The organism is Streptomyces sp. NPDC059092 (assembly GCF_042756365.1).
Classification (GTDB): Bacteria; Actinomycetota; Actinomycetes; order Streptomycetales; family Streptomycetaceae; genus Streptomyces.
In genome coordinates this window covers 49,849-75,810 of sequence record NZ_JBHZEJ010000031.1, presented here as the reverse complement: position 1 = coordinate 75,810, position 25,962 = coordinate 49,849, and the positions used below count along the sequence as shown (strand labels likewise).

21 protein-coding genes and 1 tRNA gene are annotated in these 25,962 nt (G+C 70.7%); 14 read left to right on the top strand and 8 right to left on the bottom strand.

From position 1 onward, the window contains the following. Positions 1 to 15: 15 nt before the first annotated feature. Genes kdpB through ACFXPL_RS19650 form a run of 4 tightly spaced genes read left to right on the top strand, consistent with a single transcriptional unit; the run spans position 16 to position 3,448 of the window. Entirely contained in the window at positions 16 to 2,175 is a 2,160-nt protein-coding gene (kdpB, locus tag ACFXPL_RS19665; RefSeq protein ID WP_384920690.1) for a potassium-transporting ATPase subunit KdpB, read from the top strand. A 5-nt stretch (positions 2,176 to 2,180) separates the two neighbouring features. After that, on the top strand, positions 2,181 to 2,861 hold the full coding sequence (locus tag ACFXPL_RS19660) for a potassium-transporting ATPase subunit C (RefSeq protein WP_384920688.1): 681 nt from the start codon (positions 2,181 to 2,183) through the stop codon (positions 2,859 to 2,861). A gap of 60 nt (positions 2,862 to 2,921) precedes the next feature. After that, positions 2,922 to 3,191, top strand: a complete 270-nt coding sequence (locus ACFXPL_RS19655) for a type II toxin-antitoxin system Phd/YefM family antitoxin (RefSeq protein ID WP_384920685.1) — start codon at positions 2,922 to 2,924, stop codon at positions 3,189 to 3,191. Beyond that, positions 3,188 to 3,448 carry a Txe/YoeB family addiction module toxin gene (locus ACFXPL_RS19650; protein WP_384920682.1) on the top strand — a complete coding sequence of 87 codons (261 nt, stop codon included), beginning with the start codon at positions 3,188 to 3,190 and terminating at the stop codon, positions 3,446 to 3,448. Before ACFXPL_RS19655 ends, ACFXPL_RS19650 begins: the two co-directional genes overlap by 4 nt. A gap of 88 nt (positions 3,449 to 3,536) precedes the next feature. Here the strand turns inward: ACFXPL_RS19650 and ACFXPL_RS19645 are convergent, their stop codons facing one another. Continuing rightward, positions 3,537 to 4,640, bottom strand: a complete 1,104-nt coding sequence (locus tag ACFXPL_RS19645) for a hypothetical protein (RefSeq protein ID WP_384920679.1) — start codon at positions 4,638 to 4,640, stop codon at positions 3,537 to 3,539. A 230-nt stretch (positions 4,641 to 4,870) separates the two neighbouring features. On the opposite strand from ACFXPL_RS19645, the gene ACFXPL_RS19640 reads away from it, so the two are divergent. Next, the gene (locus ACFXPL_RS19640; RefSeq protein WP_384920726.1) at positions 4,871 to 5,617 is read left to right on the top strand and encodes an SDR family NAD(P)-dependent oxidoreductase; all 747 of its coding nucleotides are present in this window, start codon (positions 4,871 to 4,873) and stop codon (positions 5,615 to 5,617) included. Positions 5,618 to 5,765: 148 nt separating this feature from the next. Continuing rightward, the gene (locus ACFXPL_RS19635; RefSeq protein ID WP_384920676.1) at positions 5,766 to 7,823 is read left to right on the top strand and encodes an ABC transporter ATP-binding protein; all 2,058 of its coding nucleotides are present in this window, start codon (positions 5,766 to 5,768) and stop codon (positions 7,821 to 7,823) included. 35 nt (positions 7,824 to 7,858) lie between these two features. Here the strand turns inward: ACFXPL_RS19635 and ACFXPL_RS19630 are convergent, their stop codons facing one another. After that, positions 7,859 to 9,529: a CocE/NonD family hydrolase gene (locus tag ACFXPL_RS19630; protein WP_384920673.1), complete on the bottom strand. Its 1,671-nt coding sequence runs from the start codon at positions 9,527 to 9,529 to the stop codon at positions 7,859 to 7,861. A gap of 57 nt (positions 9,530 to 9,586) precedes the next feature. Next, positions 9,587 to 10,966 (bottom strand): CitMHS family transporter, encoded by a 1,380-nt coding sequence (locus ACFXPL_RS19625; RefSeq protein WP_384920670.1) that lies wholly within the window; start codon positions 10,964 to 10,966, stop codon positions 9,587 to 9,589. 181 nt (positions 10,967 to 11,147) lie between these two features. Between ACFXPL_RS19625 and ACFXPL_RS19620 the strand changes: the two genes are divergently transcribed. The 3 genes from ACFXPL_RS19620 to ACFXPL_RS19610 all read left to right on the top strand — a co-directional run bounded on the left by ACFXPL_RS19620 (position 11,148) and on the right by ACFXPL_RS19610 (position 14,558). Continuing rightward, positions 11,148 to 12,068, top strand: a complete 921-nt coding sequence (locus ACFXPL_RS19620) for a LysR substrate-binding domain-containing protein (RefSeq protein ID WP_384920667.1) — start codon at positions 11,148 to 11,150, stop codon at positions 12,066 to 12,068. Between the two features lie 269 nt (positions 12,069 to 12,337). After that, positions 12,338 to 13,555 carry a CaiB/BaiF CoA transferase family protein gene (locus ACFXPL_RS19615; protein ID WP_384920664.1) on the top strand — a complete coding sequence of 406 codons (1,218 nt, stop codon included), beginning with the start codon at positions 12,338 to 12,340 and terminating at the stop codon, positions 13,553 to 13,555. Continuing rightward, entirely contained in the window at positions 13,545 to 14,558 is a 1,014-nt protein-coding gene (locus tag ACFXPL_RS19610) for an HpcH/HpaI aldolase/citrate lyase family protein (protein ID WP_384920661.1), read from the top strand. Before ACFXPL_RS19615 ends, ACFXPL_RS19610 begins: the two co-directional genes overlap by 11 nt. Before the next feature lie 154 nt (positions 14,559 to 14,712). Here the strand turns inward: ACFXPL_RS19610 and eno are convergent, their stop codons facing one another. After that, a complete protein-coding gene (eno, locus tag ACFXPL_RS19605) occupies positions 14,713 to 15,996 on the bottom strand; it encodes a phosphopyruvate hydratase (RefSeq protein ID WP_384920658.1) in 1,284 nt (427 codons plus the stop codon). Positions 15,997 to 16,097: 101 nt separating this feature from the next. Here eno and ACFXPL_RS19600 point away from each other — a divergent pair, with 101 nt between their 5' ends. From ACFXPL_RS19600 to ACFXPL_RS19585, 4 genes are all read left to right on the top strand, one after another. After that, positions 16,098 to 16,961: a winged helix-turn-helix transcriptional regulator gene (locus tag ACFXPL_RS19600; RefSeq protein ID WP_384920655.1), complete on the top strand. Its 864-nt coding sequence runs from the start codon at positions 16,098 to 16,100 to the stop codon at positions 16,959 to 16,961. A 71-nt stretch (positions 16,962 to 17,032) separates the two neighbouring features. Continuing rightward, the gene (locus ACFXPL_RS19595; RefSeq protein WP_384920653.1) at positions 17,033 to 17,608 is read left to right on the top strand and encodes an HXXEE domain-containing protein; all 576 of its coding nucleotides are present in this window, start codon (positions 17,033 to 17,035) and stop codon (positions 17,606 to 17,608) included. Positions 17,609 to 18,731: 1,123 nt separating this feature from the next. Beyond that, complete coding sequence (locus tag ACFXPL_RS19590; RefSeq protein WP_384920650.1) at positions 18,732 to 19,250, top strand: DUF4232 domain-containing protein; 519 nt, start codon at positions 18,732 to 18,734, stop codon at positions 19,248 to 19,250. A gap of 258 nt (positions 19,251 to 19,508) precedes the next feature. After that, positions 19,509 to 19,868 carry a hypothetical protein gene (locus ACFXPL_RS19585; protein WP_384920647.1) on the top strand — a complete coding sequence of 120 codons (360 nt, stop codon included), beginning with the start codon at positions 19,509 to 19,511 and terminating at the stop codon, positions 19,866 to 19,868. Positions 19,869 to 20,007: 139 nt separating this feature from the next. Here ACFXPL_RS19585 and ACFXPL_RS19580 read toward each other — a convergent pair whose 3' ends face one another. The 3 genes from ACFXPL_RS19580 to ACFXPL_RS19570 form a co-directional block, all read right to left on the bottom strand. Then, entirely contained in the window at positions 20,008 to 21,408 is a 1,401-nt protein-coding gene (locus ACFXPL_RS19580) for a DNA-binding protein (protein WP_384920644.1), read from the bottom strand. A gap of 227 nt (positions 21,409 to 21,635) precedes the next feature. Next, positions 21,636 to 21,709: transfer RNA gene (locus ACFXPL_RS19575), tRNA-Pro, on the bottom strand. Positions 21,710 to 21,877: 168 nt separating this feature from the next. Then, positions 21,878 to 22,816, bottom strand: coding sequence for a metallophosphoesterase (locus ACFXPL_RS19570; RefSeq protein WP_384920641.1), 939 nt, complete (start codon positions 22,814 to 22,816; stop codon positions 21,878 to 21,880). A gap of 131 nt (positions 22,817 to 22,947) precedes the next feature. Between ACFXPL_RS19570 and ACFXPL_RS19565 the strand changes: the two genes are divergently transcribed. Next, a complete protein-coding gene (locus tag ACFXPL_RS19565; protein WP_384920638.1) occupies positions 22,948 to 23,418 on the top strand; it encodes a GatB/YqeY domain-containing protein in 471 nt (156 codons plus the stop codon). 106 nt (positions 23,419 to 23,524) lie between these two features. On the opposite strand, the gene ACFXPL_RS19560 is transcribed toward ACFXPL_RS19565, so the two are convergent. Continuing rightward, positions 23,525 to 25,798: a transglycosylase domain-containing protein gene (locus ACFXPL_RS19560; protein WP_384920635.1), complete on the bottom strand. Its 2,274-nt coding sequence runs from the start codon at positions 25,796 to 25,798 to the stop codon at positions 23,525 to 23,527. Positions 25,799 to 25,962: the final 164 nt, after the last annotated feature.

The window sequence follows — 25,962 nt, the reverse complement described above, 5'->3', positions numbered from 1 at the left end:
AAGCAAGAGGACGCGATGTCCACTCCCGCCGGCCCCACCGGTCCCTTCGGCTCCTCCGGCCCCACCCCGGCGCGCGCGCCGCACAGCGACCTCTCCTCCGGGTCCGCCGGGTCCACCGGCCGGGTCGGCGTGGGGTTCTTCGACCCCCAGCAGTTGATCAGGTCCCTCCCGGACGCGCTGAGGAAGCTCGACCCCCGGGTGATGATCAAATCCCCGGTGATGTTCGTGGTCGAGGTCGGCTCGGTCCTCACGACCGTACTGGCGATCCTGGACCCGGGCGCCTGGTTCGGCTGGGCGATCGCCGCCTGGCTCTGGCTGACCGTCGTCTTCGCCAATCTCGCGGAGGCCGTCGCGGAGGGCCGCGGCAAGGCGCAGGCCGACACGCTCCGCAAGGCCAAGACGGACACGGTCGCGCGCCGGCTCACCGGCCGTGGCCCCGACGCGGGCGAGGAACGGGTCCCGGGTACGGAGCTGCGCATCGGTGACCTGGTGGTCTGCGAGGCGGGCGACATCATCCCCGGCGACGGCGATGTGACCGAGGGCGTCGCCTCCGTGGACGAGTCCGCGATCACCGGCGAGTCCGCCCCCGTCATCCGCGAGTCGGGCGGCGACCGTTCGGCCGTCACCGGCGGTACGAAGGCGCTCTCCGACCGGATCGTCGTCAAGATCACGACCAGGCCCGGCGAGACGTTCATCGACCGGATGATCGCCCTGGTCGAGGGCGCGGCCCGGCAGAAGACGCCCAACGAGATCGCGCTGAACATCCTCCTCGCGTCCCTCACGATCGTCTTCCTGCTGGCGGTGGTCACCCTCCAGCCGTTCGCGAAGTACGCCCACGCCGAGCAGTCGATGATCGTACTGGCGGCGCTGCTGGTCTGTCTGATCCCGACCACCATCGGCGCGCTGCTCTCCGCGATCGGCATCGCCGGGATGGACCGCCTCGTCCAGCGCAACGTCCTGGCCATGTCGGGGCGCGCGGTCGAGGCGGCGGGCGACGTGTCGACGCTGCTGCTCGACAAGACCGGCACCATCACGCTCGGCAACCGGCAGGCCGCCGAGCTGGTCCCCGTACGCGGCACGGACCCGGCCGAACTGGCCGACGCCGCCCAGCTCTCCTCCCTCGCCGACGAGACGCCCGAGGGCCGCTCCGTCGTCGTCCTCGCCAAGGAGCGGTACGGGCTGCGCGAGCGCCACCAGGGCGAACTGGCCGGCGCCGAGTGGATCGCCTTCACGGCACAGACCCGGATGTCGGGCGTCGACATCACGGAGGACGGCGCCGCGCGCAAGGTGCGCAAAGGCGCGGCGGGCTCGGTGACCGCCTGGGTCACCGAGCGCGGCGGCCAGGTCTCGGCGGACACCCGCGAACTGACCGACGCCATCTCCCAGGCGGGCGGTACGCCGCTGCTGGTGGCCGTCGAGGACGGCGCGGGCGCGCGCGTCCTGGGCGTCATCCACCTCAAGGACGTCGTCAAGGACGGCATGCGGGAGCGGTTCGACGAGCTGCGCCGCATGGGCATCAGGACCGTCATGATCACCGGCGACAATCCGCTGACCGCGCGGGCGATCGCGGAGGAGGCGGGCGTGGACGACTTCCTCGCCGAGGCCACGCCCGAGGACAAGATGGCCCTGATCAAGCGGGAACAGGCGGGCGGCAAGCTCGTCGCGATGACCGGCGACGGCACGAACGACGCGCCCGCGCTCGCCCAGGCGGACGTCGGCGTCGCCATGAACACCGGCACCTCGGCAGCCAAGGAGGCCGGGAACATGGTGGACCTGGACTCCAACCCGACCAAGCTGATCGAGATCGTGGAGATCGGCAAGCAGCTCCTGATCACGCGGGGCGCGCTGACGACGTTCTCCATCGCCAACGACGTCGCGAAGTACTTCGCGATCATCCCGGCGATGTTCGCGGTGGTCTACCCGGGCCTGGACAAGCTCAACATCATGCGGTTGTCGTCGCCCGAGTCCGCGATCCTCTCGGCGGTCGTCTTCAACGCGCTGATCATCATCGTGCTCGTACCGCTGGCGCTGAGAGGCGTACGGTACCGGCCGACCAGCGCGGACCGGATGCTCCGGCGCAACCTCGGGATCTACGGCCTCGGCGGCCTCGTCGCCCCCTTCGTCGGCATCAAGATCATCGACCTGCTCATCTCCCTCATCCCCGGAATCGGCTGACCGTCATGAACACCTCCGTACGCACCACCGCGCGCCTGCTGTGGGCCGGGCTGCGCGCCCTGCTCGTCCTGACCGTGGTCTGCGGGATCGTCTACCCGCTGGCCGTCACCGGCGTCGCCCAGGGCCTCTTCGCCCATCGGGCCAACGGTTCGGAGATCACCTCCGGCGGCAAGGTGGTCGGCTCGGAACTGATCGGCCAGAGCTACCTCCTGCCGAAGAAGAACCCCTCCGACACCACCGAACCGCCCCGCCCCGACCTGCGCTGGTTCCAGCCGCGCCCGTCCAGGGGCCTGGGCACCAACACGGTCAACACCCAGTACCGGCTGCTGCTCTCGGGCGCGACGAACCGGGCCGGCGACAACAAGGAACTCATCGCCTGGGTGACGGCCGCCAAGGCCGCCGTCATCAAGGACAACTCCACCCCGGGCCACCCGGTCACCCCCGACGCCGTCCCCCCGGACGCGGTCACCTCCTCGGGCTCGGGCCTCGACCCCGACATCTCCCCGGCGTACGCCCGCCTCCAGTCCAACCGCGTCGCGGCACGCAACCACCTGCCGGCCGACCGGGTACGCGCCCTGGTGGACGCCCACACGACGGGGCGGACGCTGGGCTTCATCGGGGAGCCGCGGGTCAATGTCCTGGAGCTCAATGTGGCGCTGAGGGCCCTGGGCGGCGCCGACCGGTGACCGCACTTGCCGCGCCACACGTCTGGACGTACAGTTTCTTGTACGTGAGAGGGGTTGCCTGTGAAGACCATGACGTATTCCGAGTCCCGCGCGCGGTATGCCGAGGTGCTCAACTCCGTCAATGACGACCGTGAAGAGGTTGTCATCACCCGGGCTGGACACGACCCCGTCGTCATAGTCTCCCTTGAGGACTACGAGTCCCTGAAGGAGACCGCGTACCTGTTGCGGAGTCCCGCCAACGCCCGGCGCCTGCTCGCGTCCATCGACGAGCTGGAGAGCGGCGGCGGCACGGTGCGTGAGCTGACGCCCGACGACCAGAGCCGTGCGTGAAGATCACCTTCTCCTCGCGGGCATGGGAGGACTATCTGTGGTGGCAGCTTCAGGACCGGAAGATCCTGAAGCGTATCAATGTGCTCATCACGGACATCGCCCGGAACGGCAACGAGGGGATCGGCAAACCGGAACCGCTCAAGCACGGGTTCCAGGGCTACTGGTCGCGCCGCATCAACGACGAGCACCGGCTGATCTACAAGGCCACCGAAGACGGGGTTCTGATCGCGCAGTGCCGCTACCACTACGAGAGCTGACGGCACCCCGCGCCCCGGCACGGGGCCACCGGGGCGCGGGCGATGCCCCCGCGCCCCGTGACCGTGCCTCACTGCCCTGCGTCGCGCGCTAGAGCAGGTGGTCGGCCTTGCCGGCTTTGATGTGCGCCTCGGTGTCGGCCGCTCGGCCGGGGCCGTGGTCGCGCAGTCCGAGCCGGACCTTCACCGTGTCGCCCACCCGGCCCCGTACGGTCGCCCCGACCGCTTCGTAGTCGGCCTGCACGGTGGTCTCGACGTGGACCTCGCTGCCGCCGTACGTGAGGCCGCCGGGGGTGGCCGTCCTGGTCAGGGTCAGCGGGGCGTCCGTACCGCGCACCGTCAGGCCGTCGGGCTCCTGGGGGTCGGACGGCCAGGAGCAGGACAGCGTGCCCGCCGGCTCGCCGGGGGCGGCCGTGTAGGTGATCGGGGAGTTGACGCGGTACGCGGTCCGCGCGGCGGCCCGGGTGGGGAACGTGCACCACGCCGAGGTGAACGCGGTGTCGAAGGAGCAGCTGCCGGGGCGTGACGTCAGCCGCAGGCCGTCGCGCGCGGTGATGCGCAGCGCGACGCCGTTCTCCGTCGTGAACCGGCTGTGGTTGGCGAACCTCGGGGTCAGCGGTACGGACGTACCCGGTTCCACCCCCTTGACCGGCTTCTCCTGCTCCGGCGTGTGCAGGGTGGGGCCGCCTACGGTCATGCGGGTCGTGCCGGTGACGGTGCCCGCGTTGTCGGCGGTGGCGGTGTACGTCACCGTCCCGCTGTCGCCCGGCCGTACGCCGTCCACGCCGTGCAGGGTGAAGGGCGCGTTGGCCTCCCCGTCGCCGTTCTGCACGTCTCCGTACGCGCAGGTGAACACGGGGCCTGCGCCGGTGCAGTTACCGTAACCGCCCTTGCCCGCCCGGGCGACGCCCGCCAGCCCCGACGTGTCCACGACGACCTTGACGTTGCGGCCCGGGCTTCCGCCGCCGCCGCGCACGACGGCGACGGGCACGACGAAGTCACTGTTGGCGGCCTCGGCGCCCTCGTCGGCGTTGTACATACGGAAGGCCGCGGGGGCTTCGAGCCGTAGCGCCACCTCGCGGGAGTTGTCGGCCGCGGCGGGCACCGTGGCCGTGGCGAGGACGGTGGCGAGCGTCGCCGCCAGGGCGGCCGGGCGCCGGGCGGTCGATATCCGGTTCCGTATCCATCGGCGCATGCGGGCACTATGCCAGTGGCTGTCCTCGGCCGGGCCCCGGCGGGTCCCGGCCGGTGCGCAGGACCGTACGGGGAGCAAGGCGCCCCCGGTATCGGTACGTTGACGGATCGCCGCGGCGGCTTCGGTACCGATGCGGCGGCTCTTATGCTCGGCCGATGACCACACGGGAGAGCACGTACCGAGAGAACGCGGACGGGCGTCGCGAGGGCCTGCTGGCCGGCCGCGTCGCGATGATCACCGGGGCCTCCAGCGGGATAGGCGCGGCAGCCGCGAAACTCTTCGCGCGCGAGGGCGCCGCGGTCGTCATGACGGCGCGCCGCGCCGACCGGCTCCAGGCCCTGGCGGAGGAGATCACCGCGGCGGGCGGGCGCGCCCTGGCCGTCCCCGGCGACGTCAGCGACTCCGGCGACGTCCGGCGTACCGTCGAGGCGGCCGTGGCAGAGTTCGGCGGCCTCGACTGCGCCTTCAACAACGCCGGTTACGCCACCCTCGAATCCTGTCTGCACGAGACGGACGACGAGGTGTACGAGCGCACGATGAACGTCAACGTGCGGGGGGTGTGGAACTGCATGAAGCACCAACTGCCGGTGATGCTCGCCTCGGGACGTGGCGGATCCATCGTCAACACCAGCAGTACGGCGGGCCGCTACGCCACCGGCGCCTCCGTACCGTACGTCGCCTCCAAACACGCGATCCTCGGCATCACGCGCGCCGCCGCCTCCGAGTACGGAGAGCGGGGCATCCGCGTCAACGCGCTCGTCGTCGGCACCACGCGCAGCGAGATGATCGACGAGGCGGTACGCCAGGTCCCCGGGCTGGAGCAGGCGTTCATCGCCCCACAGATCCAGAAGCGCATGGCCGCGCCGGAGGAGATCGCGGAGGCCGCGCTCTGGCTGTGCGGCGACCGGTCCTCGTTCGTCACGGGCGTCGCGATGCCCGTCGACGGGGGGATCTCGGCTCAGGCGAAGGCGGGCTGACCGGGGGCGGGACCGGGGGCGGACCGGGGGCGGACGATAATCGGGGGCTCACTGTCAGTGGTGGTTGGCAGACTGTCCGTACGCGCGCTTTCCGCGGTCGGTTCATCGCGGAAAGGGCTGACGGCTGCCGACGACCGACGGAGCACTCATGACGACGCGAGAACCCCGGACCGGTGGGTCCGAACAGACGGCGACCGAGTCCGAACAAGTGGTGACCGAGCCCGAACAGAAGGTGACACCGACGTCCGAGTCGGAGCGCACGCTGTTCGGCGGGCCGCTGCGGTACGACATGGGCTGGAACAAACACGACGACGCGTTCCTCCAGTTGAGCTTACGGTCCATGGTCACCCGGCTGCCGCGCCTGGTCGGTACGACGATCCGGCTGGCTGTGGAGGCGGACAAGGGCGCTTTACGGCTGGTCACGTGCGCCGAGATCGGACGGGGCGTCAGCCAGGCGGTCGGGCTGATCGCCGTGAACCGGGTCCTGACCCATCTCCTCGGCGAGGGCACCACGGCCGAGCGGCTCACGCAGGCGGCGCCGGCGCTGGCGGTCGCGGGCGGTACGGCGCTGGCCGGCGCGGTGCTGCGGGCCCTGTCCACTGCGGGTACGGGGCAGTTGGAGCCCAAGGTCGAGCGGGTCGCCACCGAGCGGTATCTGTCGCACACCGCCAGGGTCGAGCTGGCGGCCGTCGAGGACGACGAGTTCCACAAGCTCCTCGACAGCGCCCAGTACGGCGCCGGGTCGGCCCGCCGCATGGTGCAGTACTGCCAGAACGTCATGAACGCCCTGATGTCACTGATCGCCGCCGCCGGGGTCCTCGCCGTACTGCACCCGGTGCTGCTGCCGCTGCTCGTCGCGATGACGCTGCCCAGCGCGTGGGCGGCCCTGACCGTGGCCCGGCACCGGTATCTGTCGTTCCAGGCATGGGTGCAGCATTCTCGGGCCGGAAGCCTCATCAGCAGTCTGCTGATCTCCACCGACGCGGCCCCGGAGATCAGGGTGCACAACGTCGGGCCGTTCCTGCTGCACCACTTCCGTGCGATGTCGCAGTCGCAGGAGGCGGAGCAGCGCAGGCTGGCCAGGATCTCCGCCCGTACGGGGTTGATCGCCGCCGGGTGGACCGGACTGGCGACGGCCGCCGCCTACGCCACGCTCGGCGGACTGCTGTGGACGGGGGCGATGGCTCTCTCCGTCGGCGGCACCGCCGTGCTCGCCATCCGTACCGGCTCGTCCAGCCTGGAGAACCTGGTGCTCCAGGTGAACTACCTGCATGAGGAGAGCCTGTTCGTCGAGGATCTGCACCGGCTCTGCGAGGAGGCGGAGGGGCGGGCCATCCCGGTCGGCGGGCGCCCGCTGCCCGCGGAGCCGGCCGCGATCACCTTCGAGGACGTCGTCTTCACCTACCGGGGCAAGGACAACAAGAAGGCACTCGACGGGGCGAGCCTGACCATTCCGACCGGCCGGATCGTCGCGCTGGTGGGGGAGAACGGCAGCGGCAAGAGCACCCTGATCAAGCTCCTGTGCGGGCTCTACCAGCCGGACTCGGGCCGCATCCGGTGGGACGGCGTGGACGCGGCCGAGGCCGACCGGCAGGAGTTGGTCTCGCGCGTCGCCGTCGTGGGCCAGGACTTCTACCGCTGGCCCTTCACCGCCGAGGTGAACGTCAGCATCGGGCGCCCCGAGGTGCCGACGAGCCGGGAGCGGCTGGAGGAGGCGGTGCGGTACGCGGGCGCGGAGCGGCTGATCGAGGAGTTGCCGCGCGGCTGGCGGACCCTGCTGGCCCGTGGGTACAAGGGCGGGCACCAGCTCTCCGGCGGTCAGTGGCAGCGCCTCGGCCTGGCCCGCGCGCACTACCGGGCGGCCCGCATCCTCGTCGTCGACGAGCCGACCTCGGCCCTCGACGCCAGGGCGGAACAGCAGCTCTTCGAACAGATCCGCCGGCTCGCCGACTCCGGACAGACCGTCATCCTCATCACCCACCGGCTCGGTTCGGTGCGGGCCGCGGACCTGATCCACGTTCTCGACCAGGGCCGCGTCGTGGAGAGCGGCACTTTCACGGAGCTGCTGTCCGACGAGACCGCAGGGCCCGGGGTCTTCCGCGACCTCTATCGGATCCAGGCCGCCCAGTACGCGGTCGACAGCCCCCACATCCCCGCCCAGAACCGCCATGCGCCGGTGCGCGACACCGCTGGGAGCGACCAGTGACGGCCGCCCACCGCCGGCCGGCCGCTCCCGGGAGGTCAGGCGGAAGCCGCCTGGGTGTTCCGTACCGTGAGACGCAGCGCCGAGCCACCCGCACCGAGCCGCAGATCCACGCGGCCCGCCGGGGCGTCGGAGTCGATCTCCGGGTGGTCGTCGCTGGAGACGCGCAGCACCAGCCGGTGGCCCGCCGAGAGCCGGTAGTGCGTGGGCCAGATGTGTATGTCCAGGTCGTAGTACGTACCCGGGTTGACGCGCGAGAGCTTCGTATGGCCGTGCCGGTGACTCGCCTTGAGCCATCCCGAGGTGATCCTCGTGGCGGTGCCGTCCGGCGCCTGGTCGAAGAACACCGCAGCGATGTTGCCGTCGTCGGCGGTGAAGGAGGCGCGGACGCGGACCGTGGCGTCGCCCGCGAGGACGTGGTCGCGGCGCAGCACCGGCGTGGTGAAACGGAGCTGCTGGTGCTCTCCGGGAGCGGTGGTCCCCGTGTTGACGTCGAAGGAGGACACCGCGGCCTGGCCGGGCGCCGACCGCAGCGAGCCGTCGGGTCGCAGCCGGAGCCTCAGGTCGCCGGCGTCGGGCGGTGGCCACCGGGCGAACCGCTGCCAGCCGCCGCCCGCCCCGGGGCCCGGAATCTCGTACGAGGTGACGCGCGCGGCGGGCAGCGGAGCACGCCGGTCCCGCGCGAGCCAGTGGTCCCACCAGGCGAGGTAGCCGCCGGGGCCGATGCCGGCGTACTGGCCCTCGGGGTAGCCGTGCTCCCACGGCCCCGACACCAGCCATACGTGCTCGGGCTGGGCGAGGTGGTTCTTCACCATGCCGTCCCGGTACCGGTCGTACCAGCCGTTGATCTCCAGGACGGGCACGGTGAGCGCGTTCCAGCGGGACATCACGCTGCGCCGGCGCCAGAAGTCGTCGTACAGCGGGTGGGCGGCGTAGGTCCGGAGGGTGTCGGGCGCTGTCGCCTGCTGCCAGTCGCGAATGCGGGCCGAGTAGATGCCGCCGCGGTAGATGGTGTTCTCGTACCAGTCGCTGATGCCGTTCATCGGGACGACGGCCTTGAGGTGCGGCGGACGGTTCACCGCGGCGAGCAGGGTGGTGTGCCCGCCGTAGCTGACGCCCATCTGCCCGATGCGGCCGGTGGAGGCGGGGTGCCGGGCGAGCCATTCGATGACGTCGTAGTTGTCCCGCTGCTCCTGCGGGCCGAACGGGTCGACCGTGCCGGGGGACGCCCCCGATCCGCGGACCTGGCAGACCAGCGCGTTGTACCCGCGGCGGACGAAGAAGGACGCGCCGTCCCCGAACGCCTCCAGGCTCGCGGCGTAGGCGGTGTACTCGTACACGATGCCCGGGAAGGTGCCGGGCGCCGGGCGGCCCGAGGCGTCGGCGGGCCGGTAGAGCTGGCCGGCCAGGTGTCCGCCGTCGTGCAGCGGCACGCGTACGTCCTCGCGCACCACGCCGTGGACGGCGGGGCGGCTGTACGAGAAGAAGGGGTCGGCCGGGACGGACAAGGCAGGCGTGTCGGAGACAGGGGAGGCAGCGGGGGCAGCGGGGTCGACCGGGGCGGCGGAGGCAGCGGGCGCGGCAGAGGCGGCGGGGCCCGCGGGGGCGAGGGCCGCGGTGAGTGCCGTGGCCGCACCGAGGGCACAGACGGTCCGGCGCCGTACGGGCCGAGGCGTCTCCGGGTCGTACGGCGCCGTGGACGGGTGCATGCGCGGGTTCTCCTTCCGTGGAGGGTGAACGGGGCCGAGGGGCGGGCCCGGCCCGGTTCAGAGCGAGATGGCCCCGGTGAGCAGGGCCGCGACGGTCATCACGAGGGTGGTGCCGAAGGCCCAGCGGAAGATGAAACGCTGGTGCTCCCCGAGCTGCACACCGCTCATGCCGACGAGGATGAAGGTGGAGGCGGTGAGCGGGCTGAGCGGGAAGCCGGTCGTCATCTGGCCGAGAACGGCGGCACGGGCGATCTCGGCCTGGTCGGTGCCGAACCCGGCAGCGGTGTGCGACAGCACGGGCAGTACACCGAAGTAGTAGGCGTCCGGTGTGAAGGCCAGGCTCAGCGGCATCCCGGTGATGGCGACCAGGGGCGGCAGATGGCCGCCGAGGGAGTCGGGGACGACGGACACGAGCGCCTCGGCCATCTCGGAGATCATCTTCGTCCCCGTCAGTACTCCGGTGAAGACACCGGCGGCGAAGATCATCGTGGTGACGAGCACCACGCTCCTGGCGTGCTTCTCCAGCAGGGCCTGCTGCCCCTCCCACGTGGGGCGGTTGACGAAGAGGGCCAGGGCGAAGGCGAGCGCGAACAGCGCCGGCAGCGGCATGACTTCCGTGATCAGGGCGACCAGCAGCACCAGTGTCAGCAGGACGTTGAAGACGGTGAGCCAGACAGCCGGCGGCGTAAGCGGAGTCTCTGCCTCCTGCCCGGCCTCCCGCACGGCGGCCTGCTCCGTCTTCCTCTCGGCTGTCCCCTCCGCTGTCCCCTCCGCTGTCCCCTCCGCTTTCTGGTCCGCTTTCTGCTCACCCGTCGGCGTCAGCGCGCCGAGCCGACGGCGCTCGCGGCGGCCGATCCAGTACGACGCGGCCAGGACCCAGGCGATCCCGCACCCCATCGCGGGCAGGACCGGTGTGAACACCTCGGAACTGTCCAGCTTCAGCGCCGCCATGGCCCGGACTGTCGGACCGCCCCAGGGGAGCATGTTCATCACGCCCGCGCCGAGACAGACCGTGCCGGACAGCACCAGCGGGCTCATCCCCAGGCGTTTGTAGACCGGCAGCAGCGCGGAGACGGTGATGAGGAAGGTGGAGGCGCCGTCACCGTCCAGGGCCACGCACATCGTGAGTACGGCCGTACCGACGGCGACCCGCGCCGGATCGTTGCGCGCGGCGCGCAGGATCTGGCGTATCAGCGGGTCGAAGAGACCGGCGTCGACCATCAGGGAGAAGTAGAGGACCGCGAAGGCGATCATGATGCCGGTCGGTGCCACCGTGGTGAGGCCGGCGAGGATCATGTCGCCCATGTCGCCGGCGAAGCCGCCGACGAGCGCGGCCAGCACGGGGAGCAGAACCAGCGCCACCAGGACGGAGACACGCTTTGTCATGGTGAGCAGCAGGAACAGACCGATCGTGGAAAACCCCAGAGCTGCCAGCACGGGTGTCGCTCGCTTTCTCGTATACGGCGCACGGCGGGGGACCGCCGGGCGTCCGGTGCGCGGCGCCCCGCGTTGCCGACGAGTTTCGGAGCGGCGACAGATCGGCGTCCAGCATCAAACCGAGATCTGTCCATGCGATCTGCGCATCAATGGGCGGGAGGTGTGCCTACACTCGCTCGCCATGGAGAGCACTCTGCGTCAACTGGCGGCCTATGCGGCCGTGGCCCGGGCGGCGAGCTTCACGGCGGCCGCCGCACAGCTTCACGTGTCGCAGTCGTCACTCAGCCGCGCGGTCGCGGACCTGGAGCGGCAGCTCGGCGCACAGCTCCTCGAACGGGACACGCGGAACGTCCGGTTGACCGCCGCAGGAGTGGAGACCCTGCGGATAGCGGAGCAGATCGTGAACGCGCACCGGTCCGGGATGAAGGAGCTGGAGCGGTTCCTGCTCGGAGAGTCGGGCACGGTCGCGGTGGCGACCCTCCCCTCGGTGGCCGCGGTGCTGCTGCCCCAGGTGATCTCGGCGTTCCGCAGGCAGCGGCCCCAGGTGACGATGCAGATCATGGACGGGCTGGAGCAGTCGGTGCTGGGCCGGGTCCTGTCCGGGGACGCGGACTTCGCGATCACGACGGGCGAGCCGTCGGGGCAGCTGGAGCACCGCCCTCTGGTCCGCGACCGGTTCGTCGCGGTGCTGCCGCAGGATCATCCCCTGACCGGCCGCCCGGTGGTCTCCTGGGAGGACCTGGCCCGCGAGCCGTTTCTCGCGGTGGGGCGGGATTCGAGCGTACGGAGGCTCACCGACGCGGCCTTCGCCCAGGTCGACGCGCGGGCGGCACCGGCGGCCGAGGCGGGGAACGTGGCGACGGTGGGCGGGCTCGTGGCAGCCGGCCTCGGAGTGTCCGCGATGCCCGCGCTCGTGCTGCCGCTCCTGGGCACCGGGCCGGTGGTGCACCGGCCGCTCGTCGCCCCCGTGGTCGATCGCCGCCTGGACATCGCCCTGCGAACGCGCCGTCCCCTGCCGCTGGCGGCACAGCGGTTCCTGGAGACGCTGGAGGAACTCCGCGCCCAGCGGTGCGACCTGCCGCCCGGGGTCACCTGGGCCTGATGCCTCCCTGTGCCGGCCGACGAAGCCCTGGTTCCGCCCTGTGCCGGCCGATACCGGCCGACGCCGCCTGATACTCGCCGACGCCGCCAACTCATGAGAAAAGCGCATGGATTGATGGATGTCTCTTGCTGGACAGGCATTTCCTCGCGTCGGCACGCTGAAGGTACGGGTGCCGCGGTACGGAGCGACGTACGGCGGCGGACGACCGCGCGACGTACGACAGCGCTGGGAGTCGCGGGACACGACGGAATCGGCGAGGGAGCACGGTGGTGTCGAGCACAGATCCGGAAACCGGCGGTATCGGGCAGCTACGCGGGCTGAAAGTGGTCGAGTTCGCGCATGTGGTGGCCGGTCCACTGGCGGGCTCCATGCTCGCCGACCAGGGCGCCGACGTGGTGCACGTGGAGCCGCCGGGCACGGGCGACGCGGCACGCGGAATGGGACCGCGGAAGGACGGGCACCCGCTGTGGTTCAAGGTCGCCGGGCGTAACAAGCGTTCGGTCACCCTCGACCTGCACCACGAGGCGGGCCGGGAGCTCGCCCACCGGCTCGTCGCCTGGGCGGACGTCGTCATCGTCACCCTGCGCAGCGGACGGCTGCGCGCGTGGGGCCTCGACTGGGAGGCCGTGCACCGGATCAACCCGAAGGCCGTACTGCTCCAGATATCCGGCTTCGGCGCGACCTCGTCGCGGGCCGACGAGCCCGGTTTCGGCAAGGTCGGCGAGGCGCGCAGCGGGGTGGTGCATCTGACCGGCTTCCCGGACAGCCCGCCCGTGCACACCGGCTTCTCGCACGGTGACGCGGTGACCGGACTGATGGGCGCGTACGCCGTCCTCGCCGCCCTGCACCGCCGCGACCACGACCCCGACTTCGACGGCGAGTGGATCGACCTCGCCCTCTTCGAGCCGCTGTTCCGGCTGGTCGAGTGGCAGGTCATCGTCCACGACCAGTTGGGCTCCGTACCGGAGCGCTCCGGCAACCAACTGGCTGTCGCCCCGGCGGCGGTGATCAACACCTACCAGTCCCGTGACGGCGAATGGATCACGGTCACCTCCGCGACCCTGCGTTCCGTACGCAACATCGCCCGGCTGCTCGGGCTGGACGAGGACGAGTTCGCCACGGTGGAGCAACAGCACGCCGGGCGCGAACGGCTCGACGACGGCCTGCGGGCCTGGGTGTCGGAGCGCACCGCCACCGAGTGCCTGGACGCCTTCGCCCGTACGGAGGTGGTGGCCTCCCCGGTGTTCAGCGCGGCGGACATCGCCGCCGACCCGGTGTACGCCGAGCGCGAGGACATCGTCACCGTCGAGGACGCGGACCTCGGCGCCGTGCGGATGCAGGCGGTGATCCCCCACTTCCGGCAGCGGCCGGGACACGTCTGGCGGACCGGGCCCGCGCTCGGGCAGGACAACCAGCTCGTCTACCGCGAGTGGCTCGGCCTGGACGAGGGCGAACTCGCGGCGCTGGAGAACAGCGATGTCGTCTGAGTCCCGCGCGTCCGGTCGCGCCGAACCGCCGCCCGCGCCGGCCAGGCCACCGCTGCGCTCCCTCCTCTTCGTGCCGGGCACCAGGACGGACCGGCTGCCGAAGGCGCGGGCGGCGGGAGCCGACGCCGTGATCCTCGACCTGGAGGACGCGGTGCCGCACGACGGCAAGGCGTCGGCCCGTGACCAGGTGGCCGAGGCCGTCGCGCGAGCTGCCGAAGACCCCGGCGGGCCACGGCTCTTCGTCCGCGTCAACCCGCTCGACGGCTGGGCGGCGGCCGAGGAACTGCGCGCCGTCGCCCGTCCCGGGCTGAGCGGGATCGTGCTGCCCAAGGTGGACGGTGCCCACGATGTGCGGAACGCGGACCGGCTGCTCGGCTGGTGCGAGCGTGAGCGGGGCCTGCCGCCGGGCACCATCGCCCTCGTACCTCTCCTGGAAACAGCCCGCGGGCTGCGCGACGCCCACGACTGCGCTGCGGCCGCCGACCGCGTCGCGTACCTGGGCGCCATCACCGGCGAGGGCGGCGACGTCGAGCGCGCAGTCGGTTACCGGTGGAGCCCCCGGGGGACCGAGACCCACGCGCTGCGCTCCCGCGTCCTGCTGGACGTACGGGCCGCGGGCGCCCCGCATCCTGTCGCCGGACTGTGGACACGTATCGGCGACCTCGAAGCGCTGCGCTCCTTCGCCGAACAGAACCGTTCCCTCGGCTACACGGGGATGATGGCGATCCACCCGTCCCACGTCCCCGTGATCAACGACGTGTTCTCACCGCACCCCGACGAACTCGCCCGCGCGGCCCGCCTGATGGCCGCGCTGGAGGAGGCCCAGGCGCGCGGCGCGGGCGCGGCGACGTTCGAGGGGGCCATGGTGGACGAGGCCATGGCGGCGACGGCACGGCTGCTGCTGGAGCGCCACGGCTGTGCGGCGCGGGGCGGGCCCGAACGGCTGCGGGCGCCGCAGGAGCACGGCGAAGCACTGGAACCGCCCGCCACGGCCGCCCGTTGAGCCCCGACGACCCGCTGGGCGAGCCGGCCCCTGCTCGACGGCGGCCGGCGGCTGGAGCGCTACGAGGGCGCCCGCCCGTACCTCCTGGCCCGCGCGGTCCGCGTCGGCTGAGGCGTACGTCGCCGGGACGCGGCTCGCCGGGACGTACGCCGGCTCAGCGCCGCAGCCCGAGCGCGGCCCGCCCCGCGTAGCGCGCCTGGCCGCCCAACTCCTCCTCGATGCGGATGAGCTGGTTGTACTTGGCCGTACGGTCCGAGCGGGACAGTGACCCGGTCTTGATCTGGCCGCAGCCGGTGGCCACGGCGAGGTCGGCGATCGTGGTGTCCTCGGTCTCGCCGGAGCGGTGCGACATGACCACGGTGTAGCCGGCGCGGTGGGCGGTGGCGATGGTGGCGAGGGTTTCGGTGAGCGTGCCGATCTGGTTGACCTTCACCAGGATCGAGTTGGCGACGCCGTCACGGATCCCCTCGCGCAGCAGCGTCTCGTTGGTGCAGAAGACGTCGTCGCCGGTGAGCTGGCAGCGGTCCCCGAGCCGGGCCGTGAGCAGCCGCCATCCCTCGTGGTCGTCCTCGGCCATCGGGTCCTCGATGGAGGCGACGGGGTAGCGGTCGACCAGGGAGACGAGGTGGTCGGCGTGCTCGCCCGGGGTGCGGCGCACGCCCTCGCCGGTGTAGTCGTACACGCCGTCGCGGAAGAACTCGGAGGTGGCCGGGTCCATCACGACGGTGATGTCGGTGCCGGGCTTGTACCCGGTGCGCTCGACGGCTCGTACGACGAAGTCCAGCGCCTCCTCGGCGGTCCGCAGCTCCGGGGCGAAGCCGCCCTCGTCACCCACGCCGGTGCTGTGGCCCGCGGCGACGAGGTCGCGGCGCAGGGTGTGGAAGACCTCCGAGCCGATCCGTACGGCCTCGGTGAAGGTGGCCGCTCCGATCGGCGCGATCATGAACTCCTGGAAGTCCAGTGGATTGTCCGCGTGCGCGCCGCCGTTGATGATGTTCATCATCGGCACCGGCAGCAGCCGGGCGTCCACCCCGCCGACGTACCGGTAGAGCGGCAACCGGTGGGCGCGCGCGGCGGCCTTGGCGGTCGCGAGGGAGACGCCCAGGATCGCGTTCGCGCCGAGTCTGGACTTGTCCGGGGTGCCGTCCAGCTCGATCAGCGCGCTGTCCACCGCCGCCTGGTCCTCCGCTTCGAGGCCCACGACGGTGTCCGCGATGGAGTCGTTGACGGCGTCGACGGCCCGCCGGACCCCCTTCCCGTGGAAGCGGGCCGGGTCCCCGTCGCGCAGCTCCACCGCCTCGCGGGCGCCGGTGGAGGCCCCGGAGGGCACGGCCGCGCGTCCGGTCGAACCGTCCGCCAGCTCGACGTCGACCTCGACGGTGGGGTTGCCGCGGCTGTCGATGATCTCGCGCGCCGTGATGCGGGTGATGGCGGTCATGGTGCTGCTCCTCACGTCCGGTCCCCGGGAAGGGGGTACAACAGCGAGTAAGTTTCTGTCGGAAACAAAGTGAGTTCCGAAAGGGAACGTACTATGGACCCATGAGGATGCACAACGCCGACGAGCACTGCGGGATCGCCCAGGCAGCCGTCATCACCGGCGACTGGTGGAACGTCCTGGTCCTCCGGGAGATCGCCCGCGGCCACGTACGCTTCGACGCCCTCGCCGCCGAACTCGGCCTCTCCCGCAAGGTCCTCACCGAACGACTCGGCCGACTCGTCGCCTCCGGGGTCCTGCACCGCAGCCTCTACCAGCGACGCCCGGTCCGTTACGAGTACCTGCTCACCGACTCCGGACTCGCCCTGCTCCCCCTGCTCGTGGCCATGCAGGACTGGGGCGACCGATGGGTGCTCGGCGACGGCACCACCACCGCGACGGCGGCCGAGGACGGCGCGGAACACGCCCGTGTCCACGCACTCGCTCTCGCCGGGGCGCGGCTGCCCGCCGCTCTCGAACTGCCCTCCGGTGGCGGCGCGGAACACCCCGTCGTCGCGCCGGACGCCGCGGCGACCGTACTGTTCACGTACCCCGGCACCGGGGTGGACTGGGGCGACGAACCGATCCCCGGCGCCGCCGGATGCACCCTGGAGCACCGGCTGTTCCGCGACGCCTGGCCCGACTTCCGGCGCGCGGGCGTGGCGGTGCACGGGGTCAGCAGTCAACTCCCGTACGAACAAGCGGCCTTCGCCCGTGCGGAGGCGATCCCCTACCCGCTCCTCTCCGACGCCCGGCAACGCCTGGCCGCCGCCCTGCGCCTGCCCACCTTCCGCGGCGCGGGCCGGCTGCGCCTGAAGCGGCTGATCCTGGTCGTGGACCGGGAACGGACGGTGCGGCACGCGCTGTTCCCGGTCGACGACATCCCGCGCGCGGTCGAGGATGCCCTGCGGCTCGCCACGGCGACATGACCTTCCCCTCGCACATGAGGGCGTCGGCGGGTCATGATGACGCGGAGGCACGGCGGATGAGCGGGGGCGGGATGTCTGAGCGAGCCACAGAACCCGGGGGTGCGTCCCGGGCGGTCACCTGGGGGCTGCTGGCCGCCTTCGTGGTGCACGACCTGGAGGAGTTGGCGACCATGCCCGGGTGGGCCGGCGCCCAGGTGGACCGATGGCGCGAGACCCACCCACAGATCCCCGAACGGGTGTGGTCCGCGATGAGGGTGACACCCGGGCACGCGGCCACCGCCATCGGCCTGATGGGGCTGGTGGTCGGCGCGGCGTCGGCCGACGGAGCCAGAACCGGCGGAAGGTCGCCCTGCTTCCAGACCGTACTGGCCGGATTCGGCCTGCACGCGGTCTCCCACCTGGCACAGAGCGCCGCCCTGCGCGGATACACCCCCGGGGTGGTCACGGCCCCGCTGGTGGTCGCCCCGTTCTCACTCTGGGCCTGGCACGAACTACGCCGCGCCGGCGTCCTCGGAGAGGTCGACACCCGAAGGGCACTGACGAGCGCCGCCCTCTTCCCGACGGGCATCCTCGGGGTGCACGCGGCGGCGTACGGGCTCAGGCGCCTGGCCCGCAGAACTCCCGGGGCCACCCGCCCGATCCGCTGAGAGCTGCCGCCACGCAGCGACCCAGACGCTCTCGAACTGCCCGGCCGTCAGCGGTTCCGGCACATGGCCTTCCCACTCGGACACCGGCGATTCGGCGGTGATCCCGTACCGCGCGTCGGGATCCGTGTCGCGCGCGGCGGCGACAGGCCGCGAGCCGGCCCCTTGGAGCTCCACCTGCCGGACCACCCAGTCGTCGTCGCCGACCTCGAAGGGCCGTCCCGATGCTGGTGGTGGTCACCTGCCAGCCCTGCCCGTCACGGCGGTGCTCGGGTGAAAACAGTGCCTTGAGGAACGACCGGGTGAACAGGGTGCTCTCACCGGTGAGGCCGTGCGCCGGTGACCCTGACCCGGTGGAGTACACCAAGAGCTGTTCCGGATCGTGCGAGATATGTAGTTCAGGGCCCAGGGCCGTGGACTTTAGTGAGCGCAGCGTGACATCCACATCCTGCGAGCCCCTGCATGCGTCGAGGAAGAAACATTGGATGGCCGCACGGTTACCCTGCATGCTCTGCACGGTCCCGCGCACGTCGATGGAGTTCTCGAAGGCGGCGCCTGGCGATGTGTCCCACGTCGCCCGTGCACGTGCTCGATGCTCTCCTGCGTGTACGCCGATAACGCAGGCCGAAGTGAAGCCTCGAAGGTGAGACCCGGCTGGTCCACGCCTCCTCGCGGCACCAGTCACCCCATGCGCCCCCGTCGCCAGCCGCTCAAACGACGGGGGCGCCGTCATACCCGAGGGGCACGCCCCGGTATGGCCCCGCGTTTATACGTGCGCGGGGCCAACCTCCCCTACTGCGGGCAGAGATTGAGAAGTTGACCAGGCGTCTTGCCGGGCAGGAGGAAGTGTTGTCCCGGCTGGTGATCACCCGAACAGGATTGTCCCGTGGCTGGAGGAGAACGCCCCGGACATCGGTGGGCCAGGTGATGATCCACCCTGCCCGTCCCGGCCCCGTCCCAGTCACCCGTTCCAGGCCGTCAGCGTTTCTGCTGGTCAGTGCCCGTTCCAGCGTTCCCGCGTCCCAACATGATCGCTTTTTGTGGCGGGCGGAACAGATCACGGAACAAGCTGTGGCCGTCCAAGCAGTCCGCTGGACGACCCACTTCCGCACCATGGAGATCTTCGATGCGTTCGCGACTTGCCGCCCGCTCCACCCGCCTCGCCCTGGCCGTGGCCGCCGCGGCTGCCCTGGCTGCCACCGCGACCCCGGCCGCCACCGCCGACAGCGGAAGCACCGCCGCGCGGGCCTGTGCCACCAACGACCTGACCTTCAAGATCACCTCGAAGACGCAGGCAGGTGGCTACCTCCTCGTCACCGCCAAGGCCAAGTCCGGCGTCACCTGCTACCTGGAGGGTGTCTTCCCCTCCGCGTCCTTCGGCTCCGCCGCCGACACCGAGGTGCGGCCCGTCGAGCACAGTGTCAGCGACGACGTCGTCCTCTCCGGCTCCGCCGCCGCCTACGCAGGCATCAACCCCAAGTCCACCAACAACGAGAACGGCAGGCTGTTCGAGAAGCTCCACCTCTCGGTCACAGGCGACGTGGACAACTTCGTCACCCTCAACCTCCCCCACACCGTCCAGGTCGACCGCCCCCTCGCCACCAACTGGCACGTCGACCCCGCCGACGCCGTCCCCTACAGCTGACCCCCGCGACGGGCGCCTCCACGGCGCCCGTCGACAACAGCGTCGCCCGCCTCCTGTCCTGGTGGCGGGCGACAGACGGCTGACCAAGGAGTCTCCGTCCGGCGGAAGTCCTCTCGCCGGGGTGGAGGCTCCTCTTCGTCCTGAAAGGTGTGCGTCTCGGCTGGGTAGCCGCGTATGAGGTCCTGATCGATATGACCTCACCAGCCAAGGTCGACCCACAACGGATGGTGTGGCCGTTGTCCCTGGCAGGTTGGACGGATGGCGTGGCCGTTGTCCCTGGCAGGTTGGGCCGCAATCCCCGCCTTCATCGCCGGCACCGTCGGCTACCTCATCACCGTTCGGATCCAAACGCACCAAGCCCGCGGCTTCCTCCGCTACGACCGGGCGCTCGCCCGGGGCCGGCCGATCGGCAGCGGCGCGATCGAGGGCGCGGCCAGGCAACTGGTCGCCGACCGCCTCGCGATCACCGGCAGCCGCTGGAGCGTCCCCGGAGCCAAAGCCCTCCTCCAACTCAGCGCGATCATCAGCAACGGCGATTCACCGCCTACTGGCACTGTCACGTGCGTCAGGAACACACACGTCTCTATCTCCGCCTCGACGAGGCCGATTACCGCCTGACGGCCTGAACGATCTCACTGCAGGAGAGCCACACCCGTCGCAGACTGGCTACCTGAACGGTGAGGACGTGGTCGGCCCCAACACCTCAGTCTTTAAGCCAGCCCCTGCAGCAGTCACACCACCGCAGACCGGAGACTTCTCAGCTGTCGAGCAGTTGCCGGAGAGCGTCCCGACGCAGGCGCGTTTCCGGGGCGGCGGCGTCGCCGTCGAAACGGACGCCTTCGGCGATAAGGACGTCTGCAGGTGTGTCCGCGCGCGTCTGGTCGCGCCACTGGAAGCCTTGGCTGACGCGTCCTGCAGCATTGAGGACGCGCCAGGGGTTGGGGCATTGGCCGCAGGTGGCCAGATGGGTGCCAACCGGGACGGCATGGCTGCCGATCACCGCCGCTACGTCTCCGTAGGTGGTCCACCGCCCGGCGGGGACGGCGCTCAGCAGGGTATGCAGCCCCGTCCAGTCCTTGCGGGTGCCGTTGAGCTGCCTGGCCAGACCTGCGAGATCGATCCCCGCCAACGTGGCCCATTCCTCGGGATCGACATCGGCCGGCACATGGTCAGTATCGACGTCCCACCACGTCGTCCCCTGTATGCCGTCGGCGGTGCGCTCTGTCACGCTCGTGAAGATGTGGTTGGCGAGGCCGGTCGGAGAATAGGACGCGCCGTCGGCGTCCCAGCGCAGTGGCTTGGCCGTGTTGTTGGTCCAGGTGGCCGTCGCCCGGCTCATGTCCTCTTCCACCCACGCGAGGATGGCGTTGCGGATGGATTCCGGTGCACCGTGGCGCGGCGTCAACCGCAGCCTTGTTCCGTCCGGCAGCAGGCCCGCGCCGACGATGACATGCACGGCGTTGCCCGAACGCGAGCGCTCCTCCAGCTTCCGGGCTGCGGCTTCACTCTCGACCCGGGCCGGAGTGAGCGTGAACTCCTCGACCTCGGCAGTCGGATAGACCTTGGTGAAGCCGGCGACGAGGTGGCCCTCCACCTTCCACAGGCCCACTTGTACGAGGTCGATGTCGAGGCTCATCTCCGACAGCCAGACCACCGAGTGGGTGACCTGTTTGGGGAAGTCGGCTGCGATGATCACCTGCCGAGGACGCTGGAGCAACTCCGGACTCCAGTCCCCGTCCACGTGGTCGAGCAGACGCTGCCTGCACGTGTCGAGGTCGAAAAGCTGTCCCCTGCGCGACAAGAAGTCGCGGTGTGCTCGGGAGAGTGTGTCGAGGTCGAAGCGGGAGACCAGCGCGGCGTAGGTGATCGCCTGGAGGTGTACGTCCCGGTCTGCCGTTCCGCGCTTCAGCTCGACCACGACGAGGCGTCCGGTCGCGTCCAGCCCCAGAACGTCCAACCGGTCGCGCGCCGGTACTCCGTCGGTGTCGGCCCACCGGTCGTACTCCGCGGTGATCACGAGCACCGCCTCCCCCAGCACCTGCGGGTGGGCGATCACCCACTCCTGAAGGTGCTGCCGCTCAAGAAGACTCTCCGCGGCCAGCCCGGTGCGCCAGATCGGCGTGGCCGTCCCGCCCGCGACGGTGAAGAGATGATCCACGGTGCCCCCTTGGTACGCCCGGTAGCGGTGCGCCGGACGTCCAGAGCCTACGTGGATTGGATTTCCCCTCGAAGGTTCTTTCGCCAGACCACGGACACGCCCTCTTGTCGCCTTCTGGGAGCCGGTTTCCGAGGTTGGCTCCCAAACGGCTCCCAAGATGGCCCCAGGAACGAGTCAGGGGCCTGATCCACTAAGTGGATCAGGCCCCTGACCTGGTGCTTCAGCTGTCGGGGTGGCGGGATTTGAACCCACGACCTCTTCGTCCCGAACGAAGCGCGCTGCCAAGCTGCGCTACACCCCGATGTCGCTGTTGTCCTCGCGACATCGATTACTTTAGCCCACCGCTGGCCGGAGACGAAATCCGGTTTTGGCGGGCCCGGGGCGTCCCGGGACGTGTGGTGGCGTCCCTTCGGGGCCCGGGGCCCGGGGCCCGGGCCCCGGGGACTGGAGAGCGCCGGGCCCGTCCCCGTCAGGCGCGCGCCGTCAAGGTCAGCAAGGTCGCTTCCGGGGGGCAGGCGAAGCGGAGGGGGGTGTAGCGGTTGGTGCCGCAGCCCGCGGATACGTGGAGGTACGCGGTGTGCTCCGGCGTGCGGTGGGTGGAGAGGCCCTTGGCGCGGTCCGTGTCGAGGTCACAGTTGGTGACCAGCGCGCCGTAGAAGGGGATGCAGAGCTGGCCGCCGTGCGTGTGGCCCGCGAGGATCAGGGGGTAGCCGTCCGCCGTGAAGGCGTCCAGGGAGCGCAGGTACGGGGCGTGGACCACGCCGATCGAGAGGTCCGCGTCCTGGGCGGGGCCGCCCGCGACGCGTGCGTACCTGTCCCGCTTGATGTGCGGGTCGTCGACGCCCGTGAAGGCGATCTCGTGGCCGTCGATCTTCAGCCGGCCGCGGGCGTTGTTCAGGCCCACCCAGCCCGCCTCGTCGAACGCGTCACGCAGGGGCTCCCACGGGTTGTGCACCGCGTGGACGGCCGGGGCGTTGCCGTTCAGGCCGTGGCGGCCCCGGGTCTTCTCGAAGAGGTAGCGGGCCGGGTTGCGGAGCTTCGGGCCGTAGTAGTCGTTAGAGCCGAAGACATAGACACCGGGGAACTCCATCAGCGGGCCGAGCGCGTCCAGCACCTCCGGCACGCCCTCCGGGTCGGAGAGGTTGTCGCCGGTGTTGACGACGAAGTCGGGGCCCAGCCCGGCCAGCGACTGGAGCCAGCGCTGCTTCTTGCGCTGTCCGCTCACCATGTGGATGTCGGAGACCTGGAGGACCCGAAGATCGCGCATACCGCGCGGCAGCACCGGTACGGAGACCCTCCGCAGCCGGAACGAGCGGGCTTCGAATCCGGCGGCGTAGGCGAGGCCGGCGGCCCCGACTGCCGCGATACCGGCGGTGACTTTGAGGGGAACCCCGTAGCGTGCGCGCATGCGTCCATGGTCGCAGACGCGCCGGGTGCGGGAGATCCGCGGGGAGCCCGGCGAGGCATCCGCGGGGTGGTTGTCCACAGGCGGGGATATCCGCAGGCGGCCACCTCGGCCCACCTGCCACACTTGGCCCCATGACCAGCCTCAAGTCCAGACTGAAGGAAGACCTCACCGCGGCCATCAGGGCGCGGGACGAGCTCCGCTCGGCCACGCTCCGGCTCACCCTCACCGCGATCACCAAGGAGGAGGTCTCGGGCACGTCGGCGCGCGAGCTGTCCGACGACGACGTGCTGAAGGTGATCGCGAAGGAGGCGAAGAAGCGCCGCGAGGCGGCCGAGGCGTTCGCCCAGGGCGGCCGTGACGAGCAGGCCGAGCGCGAGAAGGCCGAGGGCGCGCTGCTCGACACGTACCTGCCGAAGCAGCTCACCGACGAGGAGCTGGCCGGGATCGTGTCCCAGGCCGTCGCGGAGGCGAAGGCCGCGGGCGCCGAGGGGCCGCGGGCGATGGGCGCCGTCATGAAGATCGTGAACCCGAAGGTGGCCGGTCTCGCCGAGGGCGGCCGTGTGGCGGCCCTGGTGAAGCGGTCCCTGGCCGGCCAGGGCTGAGCCCGGAGGGCCGCCGGGGTGGCGGTTCCGAACACACCGGAGGGCGGCCCGCGTGCGTGCGGGCCGCCCTCCGGTCGGTTACGCGGTCAGAAGCGCGGGCGCGCGGTTACGGGAAATTCCCGCCGCCGTTCCCGTTGCCGCCGCCGTTGCGGCCACCGCCGAACGGGAACTCGAAACCGCCGCCCGGCTTCCCGTCGCCCGAGCCGCCGTTTCCGTTGCCGCCGTTGTTCGAACCGCCGTTGTTCGAACCGCCGTTGTCGGAGCCGCCGTCGCCGCCGCCCGGGTTGTTGCCCCGGTCCGGGTCCTTGTTCTTCGGCGCGTCCGGGATGTCGACGGTGTTGAAGGTCGGCGCTTCCTTGCCGTCCAGCGCTCCGGTGACCGCGTCCTTCCAGATCGGTCCCGGTACCTGACCACCGAACACCTTGTCGTGGTAGGTGCCGCCGATGGTGATGTTCTCCATCTCGACCTGCTGGGAGGGGCTGCCGACCCAGACCGCGCCGGACAGGTTCGGGGTGTAGCCGACGAACCAGGCGTTCTTCCTGAGGTCCGTCGTACCCGTCTTGCCCGCGTTGTCGCGGCTGGTCAGACCGGCCGACTCACCGGTACCGGAGTCCACCACGCCCTTGAGCAGGGTGTTGATGGTGTCGGCCGTGTTCTCGGTCATCGCCCGCGAGCAGCTCGACTTCGGAACCTTGAGGCTTTCGCCCGCCACCGTCTTGATGGAGGAGATGGCGATCGGCGTGCAGTACGTGCCGCGGTTCGCGAAGGCGGCGTACGCGCTGGCCATCCGCAGCGGCGAGATGCCCTGGGAGCCCAGGGTCAGGGCGGACGGCGACTCGGGGAGCTTCTTGCCGTCACCCTGGACGACGCCCAGCTTGGAGATCGTCTCCGTCACCGGGCAGAGCCCGATTTGCCCTATCATCTGCACGAAGTAGGTGTTGACCGACTTGGCCATCGCCTCCTTCAGCGCGTACGGACCGACCTCGGACTCGTTCTCGTTCTCGGCCGTGTCCCCGCCGGTGTTGACCCACGGCTTGCCGCTGCACGTCTGGATCGAGGCCGGGTACGGCATGTCGTACGGCGACGGGTACGACTGCGTCGGCGGTACGCCGCGTTCGATCGCCGCCGTCGCGAGGAACGGCTTGAAGGTCGAACCGGTCGGGAAGCCGTAGTTCGAGCCGCCCATTCCGTGGTCGACCGAGAGGTTGATCTGGGTCTCGTTCTTCCCGAAGCCGTACGGCTTGGACTGGCCCATGCCCAGGACCTTGCCGGTGCCGGGCTGGACCAGCGTCACGGCCGTCGCGACCTTGTCGCTCTGGTTGACGTGGTCCTTGATCGACGCCTGCACCGAGGACTGGGCCTGCGGGTCCAGCGTCGTGCGGATCGTCAGGCCGCCCTGGCTCCAGACCTTGGCGCGCTCCTCGCGGCTCTTGCCGAAGACCGGGTTCGTCAGGAAGACCTCGCGCACGTAGTCGCAGAAGAAGCCCGCCCCACTGACCGCGGTGATGCAGCCGTTCTTCGGACGGCTCACCTTCAGCTCGATCGGCGCGGCCTTGGCACGGTCGGCCTCCGCCTGCGCGATGTCGCCGACGGCGGCCATCCGCTGGAGCACGGTGTTGCGCCGCTTGGTCGCCTCTTCCTCGTCGTTGACGGGGTCGTAGCGGGTCGGCGACTGGACGATGCCCGCGAGCATCGCCGCCTCCTCCAGCTTCAGGTCCTTGGCCGGCTTCGAGAAGTAGCGCTGCGACGCCGCCTCGATCCCGTACGCCTGCTGCCCGAAGAACGTGATGTTCAGGTAGTTCTCCAGGATCTTCTTCTTGCCCAGTTCCTCCTCGACCTGGATCGCGAACTTCAACTCCTGGATCTTGCGTCCCAGGGTCTGCTGGGTGGCCTGCGCGACCTTGTCCGGGTCGTCGCCGGCCTCCTCGACGAACACGTTCTTCACGTACTGCTGTGTCAGGGTCGAGGCGCCCTGCGCGACGCCGCCCGACTGTGCGTTGCGGTTGACCGCGCGCAGCACGCCCTTGAGGTCGATGGCCCCGTGCTCGTAGAAACGCGAGTCCTCGATCGCGACGATCGCCTTCTGCATGTACGGGGAGATCTTGTCGAGCGGTACGACCGTACGGTCACGGAAATAGACGGTGGCGATGCGGCCGCCCTGGGAGTCCAGGATCGCGGTGCGCTGACTCAGCGGCGGCGTCTTGAGGTTGGCGGGGATCTCGTCGAACCCCTCGACCGTCCCCTTCGCGGCGAGCCCCAGCGCGCCGAAGGCCGGCAGTGCGATTCCGGCGAGCACCGCCCCCGCGAGCACACTGACACCGAGGAACTTGGCGGCCTGCTGGGTCCCGGTCAGACCCCCGCCCGAGCGCTTCTTTGGCATGAGGGCAGCCTACGTTCTCAATCGCCGGACACGCGTCAAGGCTCTGGCCTAAGCTGTCCCCAACTGTCACAGCAGTGCGGTCATGCATCAAGACCTCCCGACGAACTTCCCGTGAACCCGAAACGCGAGAAGCGATGTCCGAATCGCCCTGACCTGCCGCCGTG

Coding starts and splice junctions, on each gene's coding strand:
- kdpB (WP_384920690.1), top strand. CDS start 16: ATGTCCACTCCCGCCGGCCCCACCGGTCCCTTCGGCTCCTCCGGCCCC.
- ACFXPL_RS19660 (WP_384920688.1), top strand. CDS start 2,181: ATGAACACCTCCGTACGCACCACCGCGCGCCTGCTGTGGGCCGGGCTG.
- ACFXPL_RS19645 (WP_384920679.1), bottom strand. CDS start 4,640: ATGCGCCGATGGATACGGAACCGGATATCGACCGCCCGGCGCCCGGCC.
- ACFXPL_RS19640 (WP_384920726.1), top strand. CDS start 4,871: ATGATCACCGGGGCCTCCAGCGGGATAGGCGCGGCAGCCGCGAAACTC.
- ACFXPL_RS19635 (WP_384920676.1), top strand. CDS start 5,766: ATGACGACGCGAGAACCCCGGACCGGTGGGTCCGAACAGACGGCGACC.
- ACFXPL_RS19630 (WP_384920673.1), bottom strand. CDS start 9,529: ATGCACCCGTCCACGGCGCCGTACGACCCGGAGACGCCTCGGCCCGTA.
- ACFXPL_RS19620 (WP_384920667.1), top strand. CDS start 11,148: ATGGAGAGCACTCTGCGTCAACTGGCGGCCTATGCGGCCGTGGCCCGG.
- ACFXPL_RS19610 (WP_384920661.1), top strand. CDS start 13,545: ATGTCGTCTGAGTCCCGCGCGTCCGGTCGCGCCGAACCGCCGCCCGCG.
- eno (WP_384920658.1), bottom strand. CDS start 15,996: ATGACCGCCATCACCCGCATCACGGCGCGCGAGATCATCGACAGCCGC.
- ACFXPL_RS19600 (WP_384920655.1), top strand. CDS start 16,098: ATGAGGATGCACAACGCCGACGAGCACTGCGGGATCGCCCAGGCAGCC.
- ACFXPL_RS19595 (WP_384920653.1), top strand. CDS start 17,033: ATGTCTGAGCGAGCCACAGAACCCGGGGGTGCGTCCCGGGCGGTCACC.
- ACFXPL_RS19590 (WP_384920650.1), top strand. CDS start 18,732: ATGCGTTCGCGACTTGCCGCCCGCTCCACCCGCCTCGCCCTGGCCGTG.
- ACFXPL_RS19585 (WP_384920647.1), top strand. CDS start 19,509: ATGGCGTGGCCGTTGTCCCTGGCAGGTTGGGCCGCAATCCCCGCCTTC.
- ACFXPL_RS19570 (WP_384920641.1), bottom strand. CDS start 22,816: ATGCGCGCACGCTACGGGGTTCCCCTCAAAGTCACCGCCGGTATCGCG.
- ACFXPL_RS19565 (WP_384920638.1), top strand. CDS start 22,948: ATGACCAGCCTCAAGTCCAGACTGAAGGAAGACCTCACCGCGGCCATC.
- ACFXPL_RS19560 (WP_384920635.1), bottom strand. CDS start 25,798: ATGCCAAAGAAGCGCTCGGGCGGGGGTCTGACCGGGACCCAGCAGGCC.